The 18,380-nt window shown below is 70.4% G+C and carries 26 protein-coding genes; 14 read left to right on the top strand and 12 right to left on the bottom strand.

Features of this window, described 5'->3' with window-relative positions; translation table 11 throughout:
* Positions 1–3 precede the first annotated feature (3 nt).
* Both ABT061_RS38320 and ABT061_RS38315 read left to right on the top strand, forming a co-directional pair.
* Positions 4–486 carry a cation:proton antiporter regulatory subunit gene (locus ABT061_RS38320; RefSeq protein WP_350927407.1) on the top strand — a complete coding sequence of 161 codons (483 nt, stop codon included), beginning with the start codon at positions 4–6 and terminating at the stop codon, positions 484–486.
* A gap of 8 nt (positions 487–494) precedes the next feature.
* Entirely contained in the window at positions 495–1,652 is a 1,158-nt protein-coding gene (locus ABT061_RS38315; RefSeq protein ID WP_350927405.1) for a cation:proton antiporter, read from the top strand.
* A gap of 70 nt (positions 1,653–1,722) precedes the next feature.
* On the opposite strand, the gene ABT061_RS38310 is transcribed toward ABT061_RS38315, so the two are convergent.
* The 5 genes from ABT061_RS38310 to ABT061_RS38290 all read right to left on the bottom strand — a co-directional run bounded on the left by ABT061_RS38310 (position 1,723) and on the right by ABT061_RS38290 (position 7,073).
* Positions 1,723–2,094 (bottom strand): VOC family protein, encoded by a 372-nt coding sequence (locus ABT061_RS38310; protein ID WP_350927403.1) that lies wholly within the window; start codon positions 2,092–2,094, stop codon positions 1,723–1,725.
* Positions 2,095–2,348: 254 nt separating this feature from the next.
* Entirely contained in the window at positions 2,349–3,476 is a 1,128-nt protein-coding gene (locus tag ABT061_RS38305; protein WP_350927401.1) for an LLM class flavin-dependent oxidoreductase, read from the bottom strand.
* Complete coding sequence (locus ABT061_RS38300) at positions 3,473–4,546, bottom strand: LLM class flavin-dependent oxidoreductase (protein ID WP_350927399.1); 1,074 nt, start codon at positions 4,544–4,546, stop codon at positions 3,473–3,475. The genes ABT061_RS38305 and ABT061_RS38300 overlap by 4 nt, the downstream gene beginning before the upstream one ends.
* Entirely contained in the window at positions 4,543–5,868 is a 1,326-nt protein-coding gene (locus ABT061_RS38295) for an NtaA/DmoA family FMN-dependent monooxygenase (RefSeq protein ID WP_350927397.1), read from the bottom strand. The genes ABT061_RS38300 and ABT061_RS38295 overlap by 4 nt, the downstream gene beginning before the upstream one ends.
* Positions 5,865–7,073, bottom strand: a complete 1,209-nt coding sequence (locus ABT061_RS38290) for an LLM class flavin-dependent oxidoreductase (protein ID WP_350927395.1) — start codon at positions 7,071–7,073, stop codon at positions 5,865–5,867. Before ABT061_RS38290 ends, ABT061_RS38295 begins: the two co-directional genes overlap by 4 nt.
* Positions 7,074–7,295: 222 nt before the next feature.
* Between ABT061_RS38290 and ABT061_RS38285 the strand changes: the two genes are divergently transcribed.
* Positions 7,296–8,222, top strand: a complete 927-nt coding sequence (locus tag ABT061_RS38285; RefSeq protein WP_350927602.1) for a serine hydrolase — start codon at positions 7,296–7,298, stop codon at positions 8,220–8,222.
* Here the strand turns inward: ABT061_RS38285 and ABT061_RS38280 are convergent.
* The gene (locus tag ABT061_RS38280; protein ID WP_350927393.1) at positions 8,206–8,568 is read right to left on the bottom strand and encodes an MmcQ/YjbR family DNA-binding protein; all 363 of its coding nucleotides are present in this window, start codon (positions 8,566–8,568) and stop codon (positions 8,206–8,208) included. The genes ABT061_RS38285 and ABT061_RS38280 overlap by 17 nt on opposite strands.
* On the bottom strand, positions 8,565–8,990 hold the full coding sequence (locus ABT061_RS38275; protein WP_350927600.1) for a MarR family winged helix-turn-helix transcriptional regulator: 426 nt from the start codon (positions 8,988–8,990) through the stop codon (positions 8,565–8,567). The genes ABT061_RS38280 and ABT061_RS38275 overlap by 4 nt, the downstream gene beginning before the upstream one ends.
* A gap of 86 nt (positions 8,991–9,076) precedes the next feature.
* Between ABT061_RS38275 and ABT061_RS38270 the strand changes: the two genes are divergently transcribed.
* A complete protein-coding gene (locus tag ABT061_RS38270; protein WP_350927391.1) occupies positions 9,077–9,487 on the top strand; it encodes an organic hydroperoxide resistance protein in 411 nt (136 codons plus the stop codon).
* A 24-nt stretch (positions 9,488–9,511) separates the two neighbouring features.
* Here ABT061_RS38270 and ABT061_RS38265 read toward each other — a convergent pair whose 3' ends face one another.
* Entirely contained in the window at positions 9,512–9,874 is a 363-nt protein-coding gene (locus ABT061_RS38265; protein WP_350927389.1) for a DUF2203 domain-containing protein, read from the bottom strand.
* Positions 9,875–9,973: 99 nt separating this feature from the next.
* Between ABT061_RS38265 and ABT061_RS38260 the strand changes: the two genes are divergently transcribed.
* Together ABT061_RS38260 and ABT061_RS38255 are read left to right on the top strand one after the other, a co-directional pair.
* Entirely contained in the window at positions 9,974–10,201 is a 228-nt protein-coding gene (locus ABT061_RS38260; RefSeq protein ID WP_350927387.1) for a helix-turn-helix domain-containing protein, read from the top strand.
* Between the two features lie 2 nt (positions 10,202–10,203).
* The gene (locus ABT061_RS38255) at positions 10,204–10,752 is read left to right on the top strand and encodes a Clp protease N-terminal domain-containing protein (protein ID WP_350927385.1); all 549 of its coding nucleotides are present in this window, start codon (positions 10,204–10,206) and stop codon (positions 10,750–10,752) included.
* A 15-nt stretch (positions 10,753–10,767) separates the two neighbouring features.
* Here the strand turns inward: ABT061_RS38255 and ABT061_RS38250 are convergent, their stop codons facing one another.
* Positions 10,768–10,941 carry an amidohydrolase family protein gene (locus tag ABT061_RS38250; protein WP_350927383.1) on the bottom strand — a complete coding sequence of 58 codons (174 nt, stop codon included), beginning with the start codon at positions 10,939–10,941 and terminating at the stop codon, positions 10,768–10,770.
* A gap of 58 nt (positions 10,942–10,999) precedes the next feature.
* Positions 11,000–12,355, bottom strand: coding sequence for a cation:dicarboxylate symporter family transporter (locus ABT061_RS38245; protein WP_350927381.1), 1,356 nt, complete (start codon positions 12,353–12,355; stop codon positions 11,000–11,002).
* A gap of 89 nt (positions 12,356–12,444) precedes the next feature.
* Here ABT061_RS38245 and ABT061_RS38240 point away from each other — a divergent pair, with 89 nt between their 5' ends.
* The 3 genes from ABT061_RS38240 (at position 12,445) to ABT061_RS38230 (ending at position 15,198) form a co-directional block, all read left to right on the top strand.
* Positions 12,445–14,100 carry a sensor histidine kinase gene (locus tag ABT061_RS38240; RefSeq protein WP_350927379.1) on the top strand — a complete coding sequence of 552 codons (1,656 nt, stop codon included), beginning with the start codon at positions 12,445–12,447 and terminating at the stop codon, positions 14,098–14,100.
* Positions 14,100–14,771, top strand: coding sequence for a response regulator (locus ABT061_RS38235; protein ID WP_350927377.1), 672 nt, complete (start codon positions 14,100–14,102; stop codon positions 14,769–14,771). The genes ABT061_RS38240 and ABT061_RS38235 overlap by 1 nt, the downstream gene beginning before the upstream one ends.
* Positions 14,772–14,853: 82 nt before the next feature.
* Positions 14,854–15,198 carry an anti-sigma factor antagonist gene (locus ABT061_RS38230; protein WP_350927375.1) on the top strand — a complete coding sequence of 115 codons (345 nt, stop codon included), beginning with the start codon at positions 14,854–14,856 and terminating at the stop codon, positions 15,196–15,198.
* Here ABT061_RS38230 and ABT061_RS38225 read toward each other — a convergent pair whose 3' ends face one another.
* Both ABT061_RS38225 and ABT061_RS38220 read right to left on the bottom strand, forming a co-directional pair.
* On the bottom strand, positions 15,199–15,426 hold the full coding sequence (locus ABT061_RS38225) for an HGxxPAAW family protein (protein WP_350927373.1): 228 nt from the start codon (positions 15,424–15,426) through the stop codon (positions 15,199–15,201). It lies immediately after the preceding gene.
* Positions 15,427–15,448: 22 nt separating this feature from the next.
* Positions 15,449–15,886: a MarR family winged helix-turn-helix transcriptional regulator gene (locus ABT061_RS38220; RefSeq protein ID WP_350927371.1), complete on the bottom strand. Its 438-nt coding sequence runs from the start codon at positions 15,884–15,886 to the stop codon at positions 15,449–15,451.
* A gap of 88 nt (positions 15,887–15,974) precedes the next feature.
* On the opposite strand from ABT061_RS38220, the gene ABT061_RS38215 reads away from it, so the two are divergent.
* The 5 genes from ABT061_RS38215 to ABT061_RS38195 all read left to right on the top strand — a co-directional run.
* A complete protein-coding gene (locus ABT061_RS38215; RefSeq protein ID WP_350927369.1) occupies positions 15,975–16,157 on the top strand; it encodes a hypothetical protein in 183 nt (60 codons plus the stop codon).
* Between the two features lie 199 nt (positions 16,158–16,356).
* Positions 16,357–16,554 (top strand): DUF5302 domain-containing protein, encoded by a 198-nt coding sequence (locus ABT061_RS38210; protein ID WP_343960976.1) that lies wholly within the window; start codon positions 16,357–16,359, stop codon positions 16,552–16,554.
* Between the two features lie 136 nt (positions 16,555–16,690).
* A complete protein-coding gene (locus tag ABT061_RS38205; protein WP_350927367.1) occupies positions 16,691–17,134 on the top strand; it encodes a type II toxin-antitoxin system PemK/MazF family toxin in 444 nt (147 codons plus the stop codon).
* A 79-nt stretch (positions 17,135–17,213) separates the two neighbouring features.
* On the top strand, positions 17,214–17,756 hold the full coding sequence (locus ABT061_RS38200) for an RNA 2'-phosphotransferase (protein WP_350927365.1): 543 nt from the start codon (positions 17,214–17,216) through the stop codon (positions 17,754–17,756).
* 211 nt (positions 17,757–17,967) lie between these two features.
* Positions 17,968–18,380 (top strand): DeoR/GlpR family DNA-binding transcription regulator (locus ABT061_RS38195; RefSeq protein WP_350927363.1); only part of this gene is annotated, 413 nt, incomplete at its 3' end.

Raw genomic sequence — 18,380 nt, 5'->3', positions numbered from 1 at the left:
ACGGTGGAGGTCGAGCAGACGGCACTGCCAGGTATAGGGCTGCGGCACGAGTTCACGACGCGGTCTGGCAGGCGAATAGGAATCGTCTCTCACCGCACGGGCCGTCGTGACCTGGTGCTGTACGACCCGGATGATCCCGACAGCGCATGCGAGACCATAAAACTGAACGACGAGGAGGCCGACGCGCTCGCCGAACTGCTCGGCGCCCCGCGCATCGTGCAGCGCCTCAACGCCCTGCACAGCGAGGTCGAGGGGCTCGTCAGCCTGCAACTGCCGATCGTGCCCGGTTCGCCGTACGCCGGCCGGCCGATGGGGGACGCGCGCGTCCGCACCCGCACCGGCGCCTCCATCGTGGCCGTGGTTCGCGAGGGCCAGGTGTTCGCCAGCCCCGCCCCTGATTTCGGGCTGCTCGGAAACGACGTGGTGGTCGTGGTGGGCAGCCCGGAGAGCACCTCCGCCGTCTCCGACATCCTGTCCGGCGGGTAGGAAACCTGGTGCACACGGCTATTCTTTTTCTTGAGCTCGGTGCTGTCCTTCTCGGGCTCGGCATCCTCGGTGCACTGGCCCTCAAAGTCGGCATCTCGCCCATCCCCCTGTATCTCATCGCCGGACTGGCCTTCGGCACCGGCGGCATCCTGCCCCTGGCCACCAGCGAGGAGTTCACCTCCGTCGGCGCCGAGCTCGGCGTCATCCTGCTGCTGCTCACCCTCGGCCTGGAGTACAACGCCTCCGAGCTGGTGACGAGCCTGAAGGGCAACGCCCGCGCGGGCGTGGTCGACCTGGTGCTCAACGCCGCGCCGGGCGCGATCACCGCGCTGCTGCTGGGCTGGGGGCCGGTGGCCGCCATCGCCATGGCCGGTGTCACCTACGCCACCTCCTCCGGCATCACCGCCAAGGTCCTGTCCGACCTGGGGTGGATCGGTAACCGCGAGACACCGGTGGTGCTGTCGCTGCTGGTCTTCGAGGACCTGACGATGGCCGTCTACCTGCCGATCCTCACCGCGGTGCTGGCCGGGCTGAGCTTCGCCAGCGGTGCGATCGCCGTGGCGATCGCACTGGGCACGGTCAGCGTCGTGCTGCTGGTCGCGCTCCGCTACGGCAGGTTCATCGAGGCGTTCGTCTCCAGCCCCAACTCCGAGGTGCTGCTGCTGAAGGTCATCGGTCTCGCACTGCTGGTCGCCGGGGTGGCCCAGCAGCTCCAGGTCTCGGCCGCGGTCGGCGCCTTCCTGGTCGGCATCGCCCTCTCCGGCGAGCTGGCCGAGGACGCCCAGGAACTGCTCACCCCGATCCGCGACCTGTTCGCCGCGGTGTTCTTCGTCTTCTTCGGCCTTCAGACCGATCCGACCAAGATTCTCCCGGTTGCCGGGCTGGCCGTGCTCCTCGCCGTGATCAGCATGATCACGAAGCTGCTCACCGGCGCCTACGCCGCCCACCGGGCGGGTATCGCCAGAGCCGGACAGGCTCGGGCCGGAATCGCGCTCATCCCCCGGGGCGAGTTCAACATCGTGATCGCCGGTCTCGCGGTGGCCGCCGGGGTCCATCCCGACCTGGGCCCGCTGGCCGCCGCCTACGTGCTCATCCTCGCCGCGTTCGGCCCGCTGGCCGCCCGGATCATGCAGCCCTTCATCACCGCCATCGCCAAACGCGCCTGACGCGCCCGGCCTGATACCCGACCTGATATGTGGGCCCGGCCGCGGCGACGGACGCGGCCGGGCCCACAGGTCATCGCTCCGCCGCGGCGAGGTACTCCTCGCTGAGCTCGATGATCTGGATGTAGTTGCCGTCCGGATCCACCAGCGTGCCGAACAGCCCGGCGTCCCGCCGCTCGACCTCGACCAGCCAGGTCGCCCCCAGACCGTCGAGGTGCGCGGCCGTGGCACGGGCGTCCTCCACGTGGAAATTGAAGATCACCCGACCGGGCTCGGCGGTCGCCGGAGCGACGTCGGTGCGGTTTTCGAAGAGGACCCGGACACCGCCGAAGTCGATGAAGCCGTCTCCGAAGTGCTCGGGTGCCAGCGCGGCGAGGTACCAGGCGTGGAGCCTGACGGGGTCGACGCTACCGAGCAGGATGCTGCCGAGGGCAGAGCTCTTCATGTCTTGTCCTTTCCCGCACCCGGCACGGGGCGGTTCTCTTCCGGCGGCGAATCTCAGGACGCCCTCGTCAGGGGCGTCTCACCTGGGACGTCGGAGCCGACGACGCGTTCTCGACATCACGCCGGAAATATCTTCGGCGGCGGCCGTGGCCGCCACCGGGTGCCGGGTGCAGGAAGCCGGGGAGGCCGAGTACGGGCGGCCTCCCCGGCCTTGGGCGCGCCGGGACGGTGTCCGCCCGGCAGGCCGTCTGGGGCTCAGGCGACGAGCCTCGACCACTCCTCGGCGAGCAGCTCGTAGGAGCGGACCCGGTCGGCGTGGTCGTGGGTGATGGTGGTGACGAGCAGTTCGTGGGCGCCGGTGACGTCACGCAGGACGCGCAGCCTCTCGGCGACGGTACGCGGGGAGCCGACGAACTGGGTGTCCAGCCGGTCGGCGACCAGCGCGCGGTCCTCCTGGCTCCACTCGTGGGCCGCGGCCTCCGCCGGTGTCGGGAAGGGGATCGCCCCGGCACCGCTGCGGATGCTGCGGACCCAGAGCCCGTACGGGGAGGCGAGCTCGCGGGCCCTCTCGTCGTCCTCGGCCACCACGACGTCCGCCGAAACGATCAGGTGGGGTTCCGCCAGGGTCTCCGAGGGCTTGAACGCCTCCCGGTACGCCTCCGCGGCCTCCAGCACACCGGACGGGCTGACGTGGTAGTTCGCCGCGAACGGCAGCCCCCGCTCCCCCGCCACCTGCGCGCTCTGCCCGCCGCTGCTGCCCAGGATCCACAGCCGCAGGTCCGCGCCCTCGCCGGGCACCGCGTGCGCGGCCACCCCCTCCGGGGAGCGGTAGGTGCCGGCGATCAGCGCCGCGATGTCGTCCACCTGGTCGGCGAAGTCAGGGCTTTCCGCGCCGGGCTGCTGGAGCAGCGAGCCGTACAGGGAGAGCAGCGGCGACCTCGCGAGCGCGGTGAAGGAGAAGGGTTCGGGGATGAGCAGGCCGTCCACGACCCTGGCGGGCCTCGGCGCGGGCGGGGCCTTCTTCGCCAGCTCGGCGAACTCGGCCTTGCGCTGGCCCGACCGGCCCAGGCCGAGGTCGATCCGGCCGGGGTGGAGCGCGTCGATGAGACCGAACTGCTCGACCACCGACAGCGCGGTCTGGTGCCCGAGCTGTACGGCTCCCGAGCCGACCCTGATCGTGCTGGTCGCGGCGGCCACCAGGGCGATGAGCACGGCCGGGGCGGCGCTGGCGACGCCGGACGCGAAGTGGTGCTCGGCCACCCAGTAGCGGAGGTAGCCGAACTCCTCGGCCCGCCTGGCCAGGTCCAGGGTGTTGCGCAGCGCGTCGCCCGGCGTGCCACCGGACGGGACGGGGGCCAGGTCGAGGACGGACAGGGAGGTCATGAGCGCCCCCCGTGCTCCGTGTCCTCGTACCGGGGGAACGGTCTGCTGGGGATCTCCGCGCGCAGCACCGGGGCGATGTCGCTCTGGAAGAGTTCCAGTGCCGTCCGGTGCTGCTTGTCGGTGAGGCCGTCCGCGTCCGCGTGCAGGTGCATGACCTCGTGCCCGAGCTGCTCGTGGTAGCGGTGCACCTTGTCGATGATCTGCTGCGGGCTGCCGACCAGGATCGAGCTGCGCTCGATCGCGTCCTCCAGGGTGTGGAAGACCGGGTCCACCCCGACCTTCTTGAACAGCTCCAGCCTGGCGTTGAAGATCGGCCGGTAGGTCTCTATCGCGTCCTGGGAGTTCCTGGCCGCGTAGTACCCGGCGGTGCCCGCTCCCACCAGGGCGTCGGCGGGGTCGTGACCGTGGAACTCCCAGCGTTCCCGGTAGTAACGGATCAGCTCGGCGTACGGCTCGACCGGGTTGCTGACGTTGGCGGAGAACAGCGGGTCTCCGTACTGGGCGGCGAGGTCCACCGACTCCTTGCTGGTGGCGCTGCCGTGCCAGACGCGGATGGGCCGCTGCAGCGGGCGCGGCCAGGTCTCGGCGTCGGTCAGGGACGGCCTGAACCTACCGGACCAGGTCACCCTGTCCTCCCGCCACAGGCGGCGGAACAGCTCGTAGCCCTCCCGGTTGCGCTCCCACTGGTCCTCGCCGGTCACATGGAAGAGCTGGGCCTGCGCGGCTCCGTTGCCCTTGCCGATGATGAGCTCCAGGCGGCCGTCGGAGAGGTGGTCGAGGGTGGCGTAGTCCTCGTAGGCCCGTACCGGGTCCAGCAGGCTCAGCGTGGTGACCGCGGTGAACAGTTTGATCGTCGACGTCTTCGCCGCGATGTGGCTGAGCACGACCGGCGGGGAGGAGGAGATGAACGGGCGCTCGTGCCGCTCCCCGACGCCGAAGCCGTCAAAACCGAGTTCCTCGGCCAGCACGGCGTTCTCGACCACCTCGCGCAGGCGCGCGTTGGTCGACTTGAGCTCGCCGGTGACGGGGTTGGGGCCGTGGACGATGAGGGTGATGGCGAGGAATTTCAACGGTGCTCCTCCAGCCCCAGGTGACCGCGTAGCGTGGTGGTCTCGTACTCCGCGCGGAGGACTCCGCGCTCCTGCAGCAACGGGACGACCTTGTCGACGAAGCCGTCCAGGCCGCCGGGGGTGAGGTGCGGCACCAGGATGAAGCCGTCGGCGGCGTCGCTCTGCACGAACTCGTTGATCTCCTCGGCGACGCGCGAGGGCGAGCCGATGAAGGACTGCCTGCCGGTCACCTCGATGACCAGGTCGCGGATGCCGAGCCGTTTGGACTCGGCCAGGGCCCGCCACTCCGCCGCCGTGGCGAGCGGGTCCCTGGACATCCGGGTCCGGCCCTTGATGATCGAGTCTTCCGAGACGTCCGGGTCGATCTCGGGCAGCGGGCCCTCGGGGTCGTAGGCCGACAGGTCGCGGTTCCACAGCTGCTCGAGCAGCAGGATCGCGGTCTGCGGGCTGACCTGCTGGCGGCGGATGTGGTCGGCGTTCTCCTGGGCCTCGGCGTCGGTGTCACCGAGCGCGAACGTGACACCGGGGAGGATCTTCAGCGAGTCGGGGGACCTGCCGTGCGCGGCCAGCCTCGACTTGATGTCGCGGTAGAAGGCCTGCCCCTCTTCGAGCCTGCTGTGCCGGGAGAAGACGGCGTCGGCGGTGGCCGCCGCGAAGGCCCTGCCGCCCTCGGAGTCTCCGGCCTGGATGGTCAGCGGGTGGCCCTGCGGGCCGCGCGGCACGGTGAAGTGGCCGCCGATGTCGAAGTGGGTGCCCCGGTGGGCGAACTCCCCGGCCTCCCGCCTGGCGAACGTGCCCGCGGCCGGGTCCGCGACGAGGTCGCCGGCGGCCCAGGAGTCCCAGAGCTCGCGGACCGTCCGGACGAACTCCTCGGCCCGCTCGTAGCGTTGCGAGTGCTCCAGGAAGCCGCCCCTGCGGAAGTTCTCGCCGGTGAACGCGTCGGAGGAGGTGACGACATTCCACCCGGCCCGGCCGCCGGACAGGTGGTCGAGGGTGGCGAGCCTGCGGGCGAGCTCGTACGGCTCGTTGAAGGTGGCGTTGATGGTCCCGGCCAGGCCCAGGTGGTCGGTGACCGCGGCCAGTCCTGAGAGCACGGTGAGCGAGTCGGGGCGGCCGACCACGTCGAGGTCGTGGATCCTGCCGCGCTGCTCGCGCAGCCGCTGCCCGTCGGCCAGGAAGAAGAAGTCGAACCTGCCGCGCTCGGCGGTCCGCGCCAGGTGGACGAAGGAGGCGAAGTCGATCTGGCTGCCCGAGGCCGGATCGCTCCAGACCGTGTGGTTGTTCACGCCCGGGAAGTGGGCGGCGAGGATGACCTGCTTCATCGTCGGCTCCCTGCGTAGCGGCTGGCGGGTCGGGGCAGGTAGAGGTGGCCGCGGAGCGTGCCGGCCTGGTACGCGTGGCGGAAGGCGCCGCGTCCGCGCAGCTCGGGCACCAGGCCGCGGGTGATCGCGGTCAGGTCGGTCGGCAGCACGGCGGGCCGGAGCCGGAACCCTTGCAGCCCGGCCGCGCGCCACTCCAGGAGCAGGTCGGCGAGCTCTCCCGGGGTACCCGTGAAGATCGCGGCGTCGGAGGTGTACGTGGCGCCGTCGAGCTCGTCGAGCCGTGCCCCGCGTTCGCGGGCGCCCTTCGCGTCGTCGTCGAGGAGGACGACGAGGTCCGCGAATATCCTCAGCTCCTCCGCGGCCGGATCGCGCACCTGCCCGGAGATCTCACGTACCTCGCGCACGATGGCCCGCGCCTGCTCACTGTCGTGTGGCGTGACGTAGACGACGTCGGCGCCGCGCGCTGCGAACTCGTACGGGAGCCGGGAGTGGGCCAGCGCGGTGACCAGCGGCTGCCCCTGGGGCGGCCTCGGCACGATGGAGGGCCCCTTGACCGTGAAGCTCGTCCCCTCGAAGTCGACGTAGTGGAGTCTGTCCCGGTCGACGAACCGGCCGGTGGCCACGTCGCGGATGATCGCGTCGTCCTCCCAGCTGTCCCAGAGGCGCCGCACGGCCTCGACGGCGTCGGCGGCGTCGGCGAACAGCTCCCGCACGACACCCACCTTGTCGAGGTCGCCGAGGTTCTCGGGGCGGAGCTCGGGAACCTCCCGGCGGCCGAAGTGGGCCGCCTCGGTGCGGCGCCCGGAGATCTGGGCGCGCCATCCGGCCCGCCCGGTGCTGACGTAGTCGAGGGTGGCGATGGAGCTCGCGACGTGGAAGGGCTCGGTGTGCGTGGTGGTCGCCGTGGGCACCAGCCCGATCCGGCTGGTCAGGGGGGCGATCCTGGAGGCCACCAGGACGGCGTCGAACCGGCCGCGCACCTGGTCGACACGGCCGTCGTGGCCGTCCAGAAGAGTGGTCTGCAGGGCGAGGGAGTCCTCGATGGTGACGAAGTCGAGCAGGCCGTGCTCGGCTTCGGCCACCAGTTGGGCCCAGTAGGCGGCGGTGAACAGGGCTTTCGGGGAGGCGGCGGGGTCGCGCCAGGCCGCGGGATGCCATCCGGCGCCGTCGAGAGCGACGGCGAGATGCAGGGGAACTGCCGACATACAACGACAGTAACATTAAAACCCGTAATCTCTACATGTTTAGTTGGTTATATCGTGAGAGATCGACCGGCAGGCCCGACGTGCCCCGAGGCGCGCTTCCGGGAGCGACGGCTCGGAGTGGATCTCCATGGCACGGATCTTCACGGAACGCCCCGGAGCGATCCCTCCCAGAGGCCGTCCTCCTGCCGCCGACGCCGGGATCTGGTAGGCATTTGTCCCGTGATGCGTTTGCTGACGGTCCTCGCGACCGCCCTCCCCCTCCTGGCGGCCACCACTCCGGCCTCGGCCACCGCCCCTGGCAAGCCGCATGTCCCGGCCGGGGTGACCGCCGGTTACGTGGTCTTCGACCGGCAGACCGCGAAGGTGACCGAGTACCGCAACGCGCATCGGAGGTTCCGGTCGGCGTCGGTGGTGAAGATCCTCATCGCGATCGACCGTCTGGAGTCGCACAGCGACGTCTCCAAGAAGGACCTGGCGCTGCTCAAGGTCATGCTGCGGGTCAGCGACGACGCCGCCGCGACCTCCTTCTGGAGCAGAGGCGGTCAGGGAAGAATCATCCAGCGGATGGCACGCAAGCTACAACTCACCGACACCGCTCCCCCACCGGCCGACAAACCAGGCTTCTGGGGCTACACCTCGCTCAGCGCGATGGACGTCGTCAAGACCTACCGCTACCTGCTCGACCGGGCCGACCCCAAGGTCAGCGCTCTGATCCTGGGCCACCTGCGCAGGGCCGGACAGTGCGGCTCCGACGGCTTCGACCAGTACTTCGGCATCCCCCGCGGGGTGCGCGGGCCGTGGGCGGTCAAGCAGGGCTGGTCGGGGTACGGCTCCACCCCCCCGGTCCGCTGCCGCCCGGCGACCTCTCCCGCCGCCCGTACCGCCTCCGCCGCCTTCACCTCCGCCGCTGCGGCTCCGGTGGCCCTGGGCGCCACCGCACCGAGCGGGGTCACCACGGCGGCACCCGCCGGAGCCGGTCCCGTGCCCGATCTGGGCCGTCCCGTACTGCACAGCACCGGCCTGGTCGGCCCCGGGGAGCGCTGGATCATGGTCCTGCTGACCGCCCACCCGGCCGGGGCCACCTGGCAGCGCTCCACCGGCCAGACGACGAGGCTGGCCCGGGAGGTCCATCTCAGCGGGACCTCCTGACCACCGGCTCCCCGAAGTGGGCGGCCGCGACCCGCTTGGGCACGACCATCCGCCAGGCGTCCTCGACCAGCTCGCGCAGCTCGGTCGCGTCGATCGCCGCGAGCCGGACCCGCACCCAGTTGTAACGCTCGTCGGAGGGCCGGGGCATGTGGAACGTCTCCGGCGCGGACGCGATCAGCGCGGCCCGCTCCTCCTTGGGGAAGGCGAATCCCATCGAGGTCTCGTCGGGCGAGATCGCGGCGTAGACGATCCGGCCCACCCGGAACGTCACCCGGTCCCTGACGAGCCTCTCCTCGGTCCTGGGCAACGCCATGGCGACGCGGCGCACGTCGTCGGCCGTGATCATCGCGACGACTCGTCGAGGGAGGCGATGACCCGGCGCAGGGTCCGTTGCAGGTCGAGGGCCTCCGAGGGCGCGAGCCCGGCGGCCTCGAAGATCCGGCCGGGGACGTCGCACGCCCGCTCCCCCAGCTCGGCGCCCTCGGGCGTGGGCCGTACCAGCACGGAGCGCTCGTCGGAGGCGCTGCGCTCGCGGCCCACCAGGCCCGCCGCCTCCAGCCTCTTCAGCAGCGGTGACAGGGTGCCCGAGTCGAGCCGCAGCGTGAGACCGAGCTCCTTGACCGTCACCGGCCCGCGCTCCCAGAGCACCGTCATCACCAGGTACTGCGGGTAGGTGAGGCCCAGCTCGCGCAGCACCCTGCGGTAGACCGCGTCCAGCGCCCGCGAGGCCGCGTGCACGTCGAAACAGACGAGGTTCTCGACGGAGATCTTCACGGTCCTGATTATACCGAACTTGACTGCCACCAACTAAATTGCACACAATTGAGTTGTCCAAAACCAAGAAGGGGATCCCGATGAGTACGCTCTACACCGCCATCGCCACCGCCAACGGCAGGGAAGGCCGGGCGGTCTCGTCCGACAAGCGCCTCGACGTGACCCTCGCGCCGCCGCGGGAGATGGGCGGCTCCGGCGAGGGCACCAATCCCGAGCAGCTGTTCGCGGCCGGCTACGCCGCCTGCTTCGCCAGCGCGCTTCAGCTGGTCGGCCGGAGGGAGAAGGTCGACGTCTCCGAGGCGTCGGTGACCGCCGAGGTGAGCCTCCACCCGGAGGGCAAGGGCTTCGCGCTCGGGGTGACGCTGCGCGTCGAGCTGCCCGACGAGCTGCACGGCGAGACCGGCACCGCCCTCGTGGAGGCCGCCCACCAGGTCTGCCCCTACTCCAACGCGACCCGTGGCAACATCCCGGTCAACCTGGTGATCGAGTAATCGCGCCCTGGAGGAGACCCGCGATCAGGGAAGCGGCCGGCGACCGGCGAAGCCCAGCTCGTCGCGGTGGTACCAGGCCAGGTCGCGGTCTCCTTCGAGCCAGCACAACCGCACCGAAACCCCGTCGAGCACCGAGGGGAAGTCGACGAGCAGGGGCGCGACGCCCTTGACCTCGACGCCCTGCTCCTCGAACCAGCCGAGGATCTCCTCCAGCCTGGCCTCGTACGCCTTCGCCTCGGCCAGCCCGCCGGCTTCCGAGGTGCCGGTGCTGCGGAGCTCGTACGCGAGCTCGGCCAGTTCTCCCCGCATCGTCACGAACGCGGCGGCCCGCTCCAGCAGCGCGGGCATGAGCGCCCGCGCCTCCTCGACGGTGAAGGTCCCATCCACCCCTGCACGCTAGCGTGTCCCCGCCCGAAGCGTGCGGGGTGCCAGGAATACCGTCAGCATAAGCTGACAAAAGTGAATCTGTCAGCTTATGCTGACAACATGGGATCGCTGAGCGAGTTCTCCAAGGCCGTCGACGGCGAGGACCCGGTGGCTGCGCTGGCGGCCGTGGCGGCGCTGCGCAGGCTCCTGGAGGAGCTGGAGGCGGCGCACGTCATCGAGGCCAGGGCCCAGGGCTCGTCCTGGGAGGTCATCGCCGCGGCGCTCGGCGTCAGGCGGCAGACGGCGCACCGCAAGCACGCACACCGGATCATCGACGGCGGGAGCTGACAATGTTCGCGAGATTCACCCCCGAGGCCCGGCGGACCACGGTCCGGGCCGGGCTACTGGCACTCGACCACGGCCGCACCACGCTCGACGAGGACATGCTCCTGCTCGCCCTGGCGGAGTCGTGGCCGGCGGCGGGTTTCGGTGTCACCCCGGAGGCGGTCCGCGCGGAGATCGGGGAGCGCGAGGCGGCACGGGGCCTGGCGGGCGACCGCGAGCTGCTGGCCGCCATCGGCGTCGACCTGGACGAGATCAGGCGGCGCCTGCCCGCCCGGCGGGACGACCCCCTGGCGTGGCGGCTGTCGCGCTCCCGGCTGCGCCCGCTGAACGTGGTGCTCAGCGGCCCGGCCGGAGACCTGCCCCTCACCGCGAGGGCGAGGAAGGTCGTCGAGGTCGCCGTCAGCACCGGCGGCCACTCCGGGGTGACCGGGGAGGACCTGCTCAAGGGCCTGCTGGCCGACGGCTCGAACGCCTCGGTCTCCATCCTGTACCGCCTCGGCGTCGACCTCCGCGGTCTCGCCGCGAGCATCGGCTTCCTGCACCGGTCGGCCTGAGCCGGTCCAGCACGGTCAGACCTCGATCCCGTAGAAGCGCGCGGCCGTACCTCCGAGTACGGCCGCGCGATCGTTCTCGCCAAGGCCCGCGAGCAGCACGCCCGTCTCCCGCCACACCTTGGCGTAGTCTCCGGCGAGGATGGCCACCGGCCAGTCACTGCCGAACATCAGCCGGTCGGGGCCGGACACTCGCTCCCCCGAGACGAGTGTCCGGCACCGGCCCGCATGCCCGCCGCCCGGTTTCCCGCTATGCCGGTGACATCACCGGGTCGTCCGAGCGCGCGGCGGGCGGCGGGGTGTCGTCGCCGTCATCGTCGTCGTCCAGGAGGGTCGTCTCGTCGAACGGGACCCTCCCCGCCAGCACCTCGGCCGCGCGCTCCCGGTCGAACTCGCCGGTCCAGGTGCCGACCAGGACCGTGGCGACCGCGTTGCCCGCGAAGTTGGTCAGCGCCCGCGCCTCGGACATGAAGCGGTCGATGCCGACGATGAGACCGACACCGTCGACCAGGTCGGGGCGATGGGACTGCAGGCCCCCGGCGAGGGTGGCCAGGCCGGCGCCGGTGACCCCGGCGGCGCCCTTCGACGCGATCATCATGAAGACCAGCAGGGAGACCTGCTCGCCGAAGGAGAGCGGCGCGCCGGTGGCGCTCGCGACGAACAGCGTGGCCATGGTGAGGTAGATGGCGGTGCCGTCCAGGTTGAAGGAGTAACCGGTCGGCACGGTGATCCCGGCGACCGGCCTGCTCACGCCGAGGTGCTCCATCTTGGCGATCAGCCGCGGCAGTGCCGACTCCGACGACGAGGTCGACAGGATCAGCAGGAACTCCCTGCCCAGGTAGCGCAGGAGCGAGGGCAGCCCGATCCGCGCCACCAGCCAGAGCATCGGACCGAGGATGACGAACACGAAGAGCAGGCAGGTCACGTAGAAGGCGAGCATGATGACGCCGAGGCTCTTGAGCGCGTCCACGCCGGTGGCGCCGACGACCGCGGCCATCGCGCCGAAGGCGCCGACGGGGGCGGCCCACATGATCATGGCGAGGATCCGGAAGACGAGCCGCTGGATGTGCGCGATGCCGTTCAGCACGGGCCTGCCGCGCTCGCCCATCGCCTGCAGGGCGAACCCGGCGAGCAACGCGACGAGCAGGGTCTGCAGCACCTCACCCTCGGTGAACGCCGACACCAGCGTGGTGGGGATGATCCCGAGCAGGAACGTCACCGTGTCGCTCTCGCCGCCCTTGGCCGCCTCGGCCTCGGCGGCCTTGCGGAGCTCGTCGGTGAGCGCGAGGCCCTGTCCGGGGTCGATCAGGTTGCCCACGATCAGGCCGATGCCCAGCGCGACCGTCGACATGGCGAGGAAGTAGCCGAGTGCGAGACCGCCGACCTTGCCGACCTTGGCGGCCTTGGTGACGGATCCGACACCGAGCACGATGGTGCAGAAGATGATCGGGCTGATCATCATCTTGATCAGGGCGACGAAGGCGGTGCCGAGTGGCTTCAGCTCCTTGCCGAGATCGGGAGCGACGAGCCCGACGGTGACGCCGGCGATCACTGCGGCGATCACGGCTATGTACAGGTAGTGTGTTCTGTCTCGGGCCGCGCTCATGCGTGTCTCCACCGTGGTAGAAGAAAAATCCGGTCGAGCGACTATCCGCCGACGCTGTGATCTAAGTCACCATTGCGTACATTTCGTTCGTGAACTTGCGGGAGCTTTCCAAACAGGTGCGTGGCTGGAGTCTGGCCAGGCAGATGCTGGCGCTGCAGATCGTCGTCGTGGGCGTCACCGTGACCGGTGGCGCGCTGCTCGCCTTCCTGCAGATGCGCGACCTGCTCGTCGAGGAGGCCGTCGGCACCGCCAGGGCGGTGACGATCAGCGTGGCCGACTCCCCCTCCGTCCTCGCCTCCCTGGGCGACTCGACGGTCCTGCAGCCGTACGCGGAACGGGTGAGGCAGGAGACCGGGGTCGACTTCATCACGATCATGAGCCTGGACGGCGTGCGCTACACGCATCCCAACCCGGCCCAGATCGGCCACCGCTTCCTCGGCAACACCGCGCCCGCCCTGGCCGGGCAGACCTTCACCGAGACCTACACCGGCACGCTCGGTCCCTCGGTCCGCGCCGTCGCCCCGGTCCGCGACGACCGCGGCCAGGTGAAGGCCCTGGTCAGCGCGGGCATCACGATCAACAAGATCAGCGTCAGGCTCCGCGGCCAGATCGCCGGCGCCGCGCTGATCGGCCTGCTCGGCCTGTCCCTCGGCGGGGCGGGCACCTACCTGGTCGGGGCCCGGCTACGCCGCCAGACCCACGGCATGGGCCCCACCGAGCTGAGCCGGATGTACGAGTACCACGACGCGATCCTGCACGCCGTACGGGAGGGACTGCTGCTCGTCGACGACGCGGGCAGGGTGACGCTCTGCAACGACGGCGCCAGGGAGCTCCTGGGCCTCGCGGGCGAGGTGAACGGACGGCACGTCACCGAGCTGGGCCTTCCCTCCGCACTGAGCGAGCGGCTCTCGACGGCCGAGAACCGCACCGACGAGATCCATATGACCGGGGAGTGGACGCTGGTGGTGAACGCGGCGGTGGTCCGCTCCGGCAACCGCTCGCTCGGCACCGTGGTCACCCTCCGCGACCACACCGAGCTGCAGTCCCTGGCCGGGCAGCTGGACGCCGAGCGCGGCTTCGCCGACTCCCTGCGGGCCGCCGCGCACGAGTCGGCCAACCGGCTTCACACGGTCATCACCCTCGTCGAGCTGGGCCGCGCCGAGCAGGCCGTGGCGTTCGCGACCGCGGAGATCAGGGCCGCACAGCAGCTCACCGACCGGGTGGTGGGCGCCGTACGCGAACCCGTGCTCGCCGCGCTGCTGCTGGGCAAGAGCGCCGAGGCCGGGGAACGGGGGGTGGAGCTGGCGATCGCCGCGGACAGCGAGCTCGACGACCTCGGCCTGGACACCCGCGATCTGGTGACGATCGTCGGCAACCTGATAGACAACGCGGTCGAAGCGGCCATGGCGGGAACCCCGCCCGCCCGGGTGGAGGTGCGGTTGCGCGCCGACGAGACGGCCTTCGTGATCAGCGTGGCCGACAGCGGCCCGGGGCTCGACCCCACGACGGCGGGCGAGGCCTTCCGCAGGGGATGGACCACCAAGGGCGACGGCCGCGGCCTCGGGCTGGCCATGGTCGGCCAGGCGGTCCGCCGTCTGGGCGGAACGATCGAGGTCGGCGGGACCGTCCAGGCCGGTCACCCGGTGCGGGCACCCCATGCGACGGGGACGGCCCATATCGTCCCGGAGAGCGAGACGGGCGCGGTGTTCACCGTACGGCTGCCGCTGCGCGGAAAGGAAATGTGATGATCTCGGTACTGGTGGTCGAGGACGAGGAGATCACCGCCGAGGCGAACCGGGTCTTCGTGGAGCGGGTGCCCGGCTTCCGGGTGGCGGGGGTGGCCAGGTCCGGCGGGGAGGCGTTGCGCTTCCTGCGGCGCCACCCGGTCGATCTGATCCTGCTCGACCTCTACCTGCCCGACATGCACGGTCTTGAGGTGTGCCGGACGCTGCGGGCGGCGGGCGTGATGTCGGACGTCATAGCGGTCACCTCGGCGCGGGACCTGTCGGTGGTCAGGTCCGCGGTCTCCGTCGGCGTGGCCCAGTACCTGCTCAAGCCGTTCACCTTCGCCTCGCTCAAGGAGAAGCTCACCCACTACGCGGAGTTCCGCTCGTCGGTGGAGGGCCTGGGAGAGGCCAGTGGCCAGGGCGAGGTGGACCGCACGCTGGCGGCGCTGCGGGGCCCGGCGCAGAGCCTCCTGCCCAAGGGGATGACCCAGGCCACTCTCGACGCCGTGCTGGCGGAGCTGCGCAAATCCCCTGGCGGCCTGTCGGCCCAGACCACCGGGGCGGCGATCGGCGTCTCCCGGGTGACCGCCCGCCGCTACCTGGAGCACCTGACGGAGAGCGGAATCACCCGCCGGGTTCCCCAGTACGGTGGGGTCGGCCGGCCCGAGCTGCTCTACCGGGTCGTTTGACGCCCTCCGGAAGCACGGCGGCACCGGACCTGGTAGGAAAAAGGGCAGCCCGCCCTGTCACCCGCGGGCGAAGGAGCCGACCATGACCTTTTTCACCGCCTCATCGAGGCTGCTCGGGACGGTGTTCGTCGTCCAGGTGCGCGGAGAGCTCGACTACCGGCACGCCCCCGCCTTCCGCCTGGAGATGGAGAGGGCATGGGAGGCCGAAGCGCCTTCCCTGATCGTGGCCGATGTCACGGGGCTCACCTTCTGCGACTCCACCGGGGTCGCGGAGCTGATCCTGGCGCTCCAGCGAAGTCGCGCTCTGGGTGTCCGTCTGGCGCTCGTCGGCGTGCACGGCACCCTGGAGCGCATCCTCGCCATCACCGGCCTGCGCCCCTCCTTCGAGGTCTTCACCTCTGTCGAGGAGGCGCTGCAGGAGGCCTGATCAGCTGTTGCCGTTGTCCAGCGGCACCCGGGGGGCATCGATGATGACATCCGAGAAGATGTCGACCGCCAGGGCGACCACTCCGCCGAGCGCGACGATCCCGGTCCCGATCCAGAAGAACATCCAGTTGGGGCCGAGGCACAGGGCCACGCCTCCCACGGTGAACCCCAGCAGAATGATGATCACCGCAAGCCAAGACTTCGGACTTCCTCCGTGGCTTCCAGCCATGAGCCTTTCCTCTCCACATGAATCAGTGATGCGCGCCGTCCGCCGCGGCGATCACCCGGTTCAGCGACCGGTGGAGCTCCTGGAGCTCCTCCAGGTTCATTCCCAGACGCCTGACGATCGCCGGCGGAACCTTCTCCGCCTCGTCCCGCAGCCCTCGGCCCTCCGGCGTGAGCGAGACTGCCAGGACACGCTGGTCCTGGCCGTCACGCTGCCTCCGGATGTAGCCAACGGCCTCGAGACGCTTCAGCAGCGGGGACAGCGTACCGGGGTCGAGTCTCAGTAGCTTGCTCAGCTCCTTGACCGACAGCGGCGCCTGCTCCCAGAGGGCGAGCATGACCAGATACTGGGGGTGGGTCAGCCCCATCGGCTCCAGCAGCGGCCGGTAGACCCCGATGACGTTGCGCGAGGCGACCGCCAGGGCGAAGCACACCTGGCTCTCCAGACTCAGGGGATCAGTCATGTCACTCACGCGCACCTCCACCCGACATAGTACGATAATTAATACACAAACTATTATCGCCCCAAGCATCGGCGAGCAAAGGATCCCCATGTTTCACAGCAAGTCGATCGAGGAGCGGATCGCCGAGCGCCAGGCCGCGCGCCCCGCACTCAAGGAGGGCCGGCACTTCGAGCACGGCCCGGCGAAGTTCGTCTTCGTCTTCGTGATCGTCTTCGTGGTCGTCGGCCATCTCGCCGGACTGCTGCTGCTGATGGCCATGGACCTGAACTAGCGGGAGTGCCCACCCTCCCGTGTCACCACACGTCCCGGCCGCCGCCAAAGGCACCGGCGGCGACCGGCCCTCGCGGTCAGGCCCGCGACGTGTTCCAGCCAGCCGGACCCATGTTCGAAACATGAGAGGATGAGGTCCGGCTGGCCAGGGTGGGACCGTCCGCCCGGATCAGCCAGATCGGCCAGATCAGGAGGTCTGCATGTCTGACGTCACGCCGGAGGAGCCTGAGAGTTCCGACGACGAACTGAAGCGCAAGTTCCGCGAGGCCCTGGAGCGCAAGAAGCTCGCCCAGGCGGACGCGAACGCCGGGGGCAAGGGGAAGAACGCCTCGAAGATCCACGGTGCTCACGGCCCGGCTGCGGCCAAGCGCTCCTTCCGCCGCAAGAGCGGCGGCTGAGCCGCGTATCCGAACCGGGTCCGGATACCCCGGACCGACCGCCGCCCCGCTGGCGCCCGGCCAGCGGGCGGCACCCACCCGCCCGCGGAGCCACCCCCCTTTGAAGGGCACCGCGCACCTGCAATAGGCTGCGCCTGTGCGTGATCTTGGCGAGGACCCCCGACCGGCTCGGGGCGCGGTCAGCGAGGTCTACCGTGTCGACCGGGCGGCGACCCTGAACTACTCCCCCGACCTCGACGGCCTCGCCGACCCCGGCGAGATCGTCTGGGCCTGGGTCCCCTACGAGGAGGACCCGAACCGCGGCAAGGACCGGCCGCTGCTGGTCGTCGGCCGCCACGGGCGCAAGCTGCTCGCGCTGATGCTGTCCAGCCGAGGCGGCAGCGGCGACCCGAGCGACTGGCTGGAGCTCGGCCCTGGTCGCTGGGACCGGGAGAACCGCGTCTCCTACCTGCGCCTTGACCGGATCTTCACCCTCAACGAGGACGACATCCGGCGGGAGGGCTCCATCCTCGACGCCGAGCGCTTCGCCCGCGTGGCCGCCGTGCTCAAGCGCACCCACGGCTGGGCCGCCGACGGCTGAGGCCGTCCCCCCGAGGCCGGGAACCGCCCCGCGCGAACCCGCTGGAAAGCGGCGGGGCGGGTCAGCATCCTGTTGTCCCATGGACAGCAGACGACTGGTTCGAGTCTCCAAATATCTCTCCGCGCACCTCCGGCACCAGCCCGAGCGCATCGGGCTGGTCCTCGGCCCGCAGGGGTGGGCGGACATCGACGCCCTGCTCGCCGCCGCCGCGCGGCACGGCTTCGCGATCACCCGCGACGAGCTCGCACAGGTGGTCGCGGGCAACGACAAACGGCGCTTCACCATAGAAGGTGGCCGGATCCGCGCCAACCAGGGCCACACGGTCGAGGTCGACCTGGACCTTCCCGCGGTCGAGCCGCCCGAGATCCTGTTCCACGGAACGGTGGGCTCGCGCGTGGCCGCCATCAGGGAGGACGGCCTGCGGCCGATGACCCGGCACGCGGTGCACCTGTCCCCCGACCGGGAAACCGCGACCCGGGTGGGTGCGCGCCGGGGCAGGCCGGTCGTGCTGGTCGTTCGCTCAGGCGAGATGCACCGGGCGGGTCACGAGTTCCAGATCAGTGCCAACGGCGTCTGGCTGACCGCCCACGTGCCGTCCGCCCACATCTCGTTTCCCGGCTGAGGGGACCTCACCCTCGGCGAGGGGCACCGTTTCCAACGCACTCCAAAGTCTCGGGCATCCGCCCCCTCCGGCCCATGCGTGCCCACATTCCAGGTAAACACCTAGGTTTTTCATGCTCGACTCAGCCTGACGGAAGCCGACCGTTGACGTTCCAACATATTCGGGTGTAAATAAAGCTGAAACAACATTGAAACGGCGGTGAATCAACAGCATGTACGCCGAGGAGCGACAGCAGGAGATCCTGCGCCGGGCGCGGACCATCGGACGTGTGGACGTGGTGACGCTCTCGGAGGAGTTCGCCGTCACCACCGAGACGATCCGCCGGGACCTGACCGCGCTGGAGCGCGCGGGTGTGCTACGGCGCGTGCACGGCGGCGCCATTCCGGTCGAGCGGCTGGGGTTCGAACCCGAGTTGGCCGCCCGCGATGAGGTGATGACGGCGGAGAAGGAGCGTATCGCCAAGGCGGCGCTGGCCGAGTTGCCGCAAGATGGCGCGATCGTGATTGACGCGGGCACGACCACGGGCCGCCTGGTGCAGGCGTTGCCGGTGGATCGGGAGTTGACGGTGATCGTGAACTCGCCGCCGTTGGCGACCGCGCTGGCCACCCGCGCGAATCTGACGGT

This window comes from Streptosporangium sp. NPDC002544, from assembly GCF_040295965.1.
GTDB lineage: Bacteria > Actinomycetota > Actinomycetes > Streptosporangiales > Streptosporangiaceae > Streptosporangium.
This window is presented reverse-complemented; position numbering and strand designations above follow the sequence as displayed.

What these genes read in the sequence shown, in the direction of transcription:
- ABT061_RS38210 (WP_343960976.1), top strand. Translation starts at nt 16,357, where the DNA reads ATGTCTGACGTCACGCCGGAGGAGCCTGAGAGTTCCGACGACGAACTG.
- ABT061_RS38255 (WP_350927385.1), top strand. Translation starts at nt 10,204, where the DNA reads ATGTTCGCGAGATTCACCCCCGAGGCCCGGCGGACCACGGTCCGGGCC.
- ABT061_RS38310 (WP_350927403.1), bottom strand. Translation starts at nt 2,094, where the DNA reads ATGAAGAGCTCTGCCCTCGGCAGCATCCTGCTCGGTAGCGTCGACCCC.
- ABT061_RS38260 (WP_350927387.1), top strand. Translation starts at nt 9,974, where the DNA reads ATGGGATCGCTGAGCGAGTTCTCCAAGGCCGTCGACGGCGAGGACCCG.
- ABT061_RS38220 (WP_350927371.1), bottom strand. Translation starts at nt 15,886, where the DNA reads ATGACTGATCCCCTGAGTCTGGAGAGCCAGGTGTGCTTCGCCCTGGCG.
- ABT061_RS38285 (WP_350927602.1), top strand. Translation starts at nt 7,296, where the DNA reads ATGCGTTTGCTGACGGTCCTCGCGACCGCCCTCCCCCTCCTGGCGGCC.
- ABT061_RS38290 (WP_350927395.1), bottom strand. Translation starts at nt 7,073, where the DNA reads ATGTCGGCAGTTCCCCTGCATCTCGCCGTCGCTCTCGACGGCGCCGGA.
- ABT061_RS38270 (WP_350927391.1), top strand. Translation starts at nt 9,077, where the DNA reads ATGAGTACGCTCTACACCGCCATCGCCACCGCCAACGGCAGGGAAGGC.
- ABT061_RS38215 (WP_350927369.1), top strand. Translation starts at nt 15,975, where the DNA reads ATGTTTCACAGCAAGTCGATCGAGGAGCGGATCGCCGAGCGCCAGGCC.
- ABT061_RS38245 (WP_350927381.1), bottom strand. Translation starts at nt 12,355, where the DNA reads ATGAGCGCGGCCCGAGACAGAACACACTACCTGTACATAGCCGTGATC.
- ABT061_RS38305 (WP_350927401.1), bottom strand. Translation starts at nt 3,476, where the DNA reads ATGACCTCCCTGTCCGTCCTCGACCTGGCCCCCGTCCCGTCCGGTGGC.
- ABT061_RS38200 (WP_350927365.1), top strand. Translation starts at nt 17,214, where the DNA reads ATGGACAGCAGACGACTGGTTCGAGTCTCCAAATATCTCTCCGCGCAC.
- ABT061_RS38225 (WP_350927373.1), bottom strand. Translation starts at nt 15,426, where the DNA reads ATGGCTGGAAGCCACGGAGGAAGTCCGAAGTCTTGGCTTGCGGTGATC.
- ABT061_RS38235 (WP_350927377.1), top strand. Translation starts at nt 14,100, where the DNA reads ATGATCTCGGTACTGGTGGTCGAGGACGAGGAGATCACCGCCGAGGCG.
- ABT061_RS38295 (WP_350927397.1), bottom strand. Translation starts at nt 5,868, where the DNA reads ATGAAGCAGGTCATCCTCGCCGCCCACTTCCCGGGCGTGAACAACCAC.
- ABT061_RS38280 (WP_350927393.1), bottom strand. Translation starts at nt 8,568, where the DNA reads ATGATCACGGCCGACGACGTGCGCCGCGTCGCCATGGCGTTGCCCAGG.
- ABT061_RS38230 (WP_350927375.1), top strand. Translation starts at nt 14,854, where the DNA reads ATGACCTTTTTCACCGCCTCATCGAGGCTGCTCGGGACGGTGTTCGTC.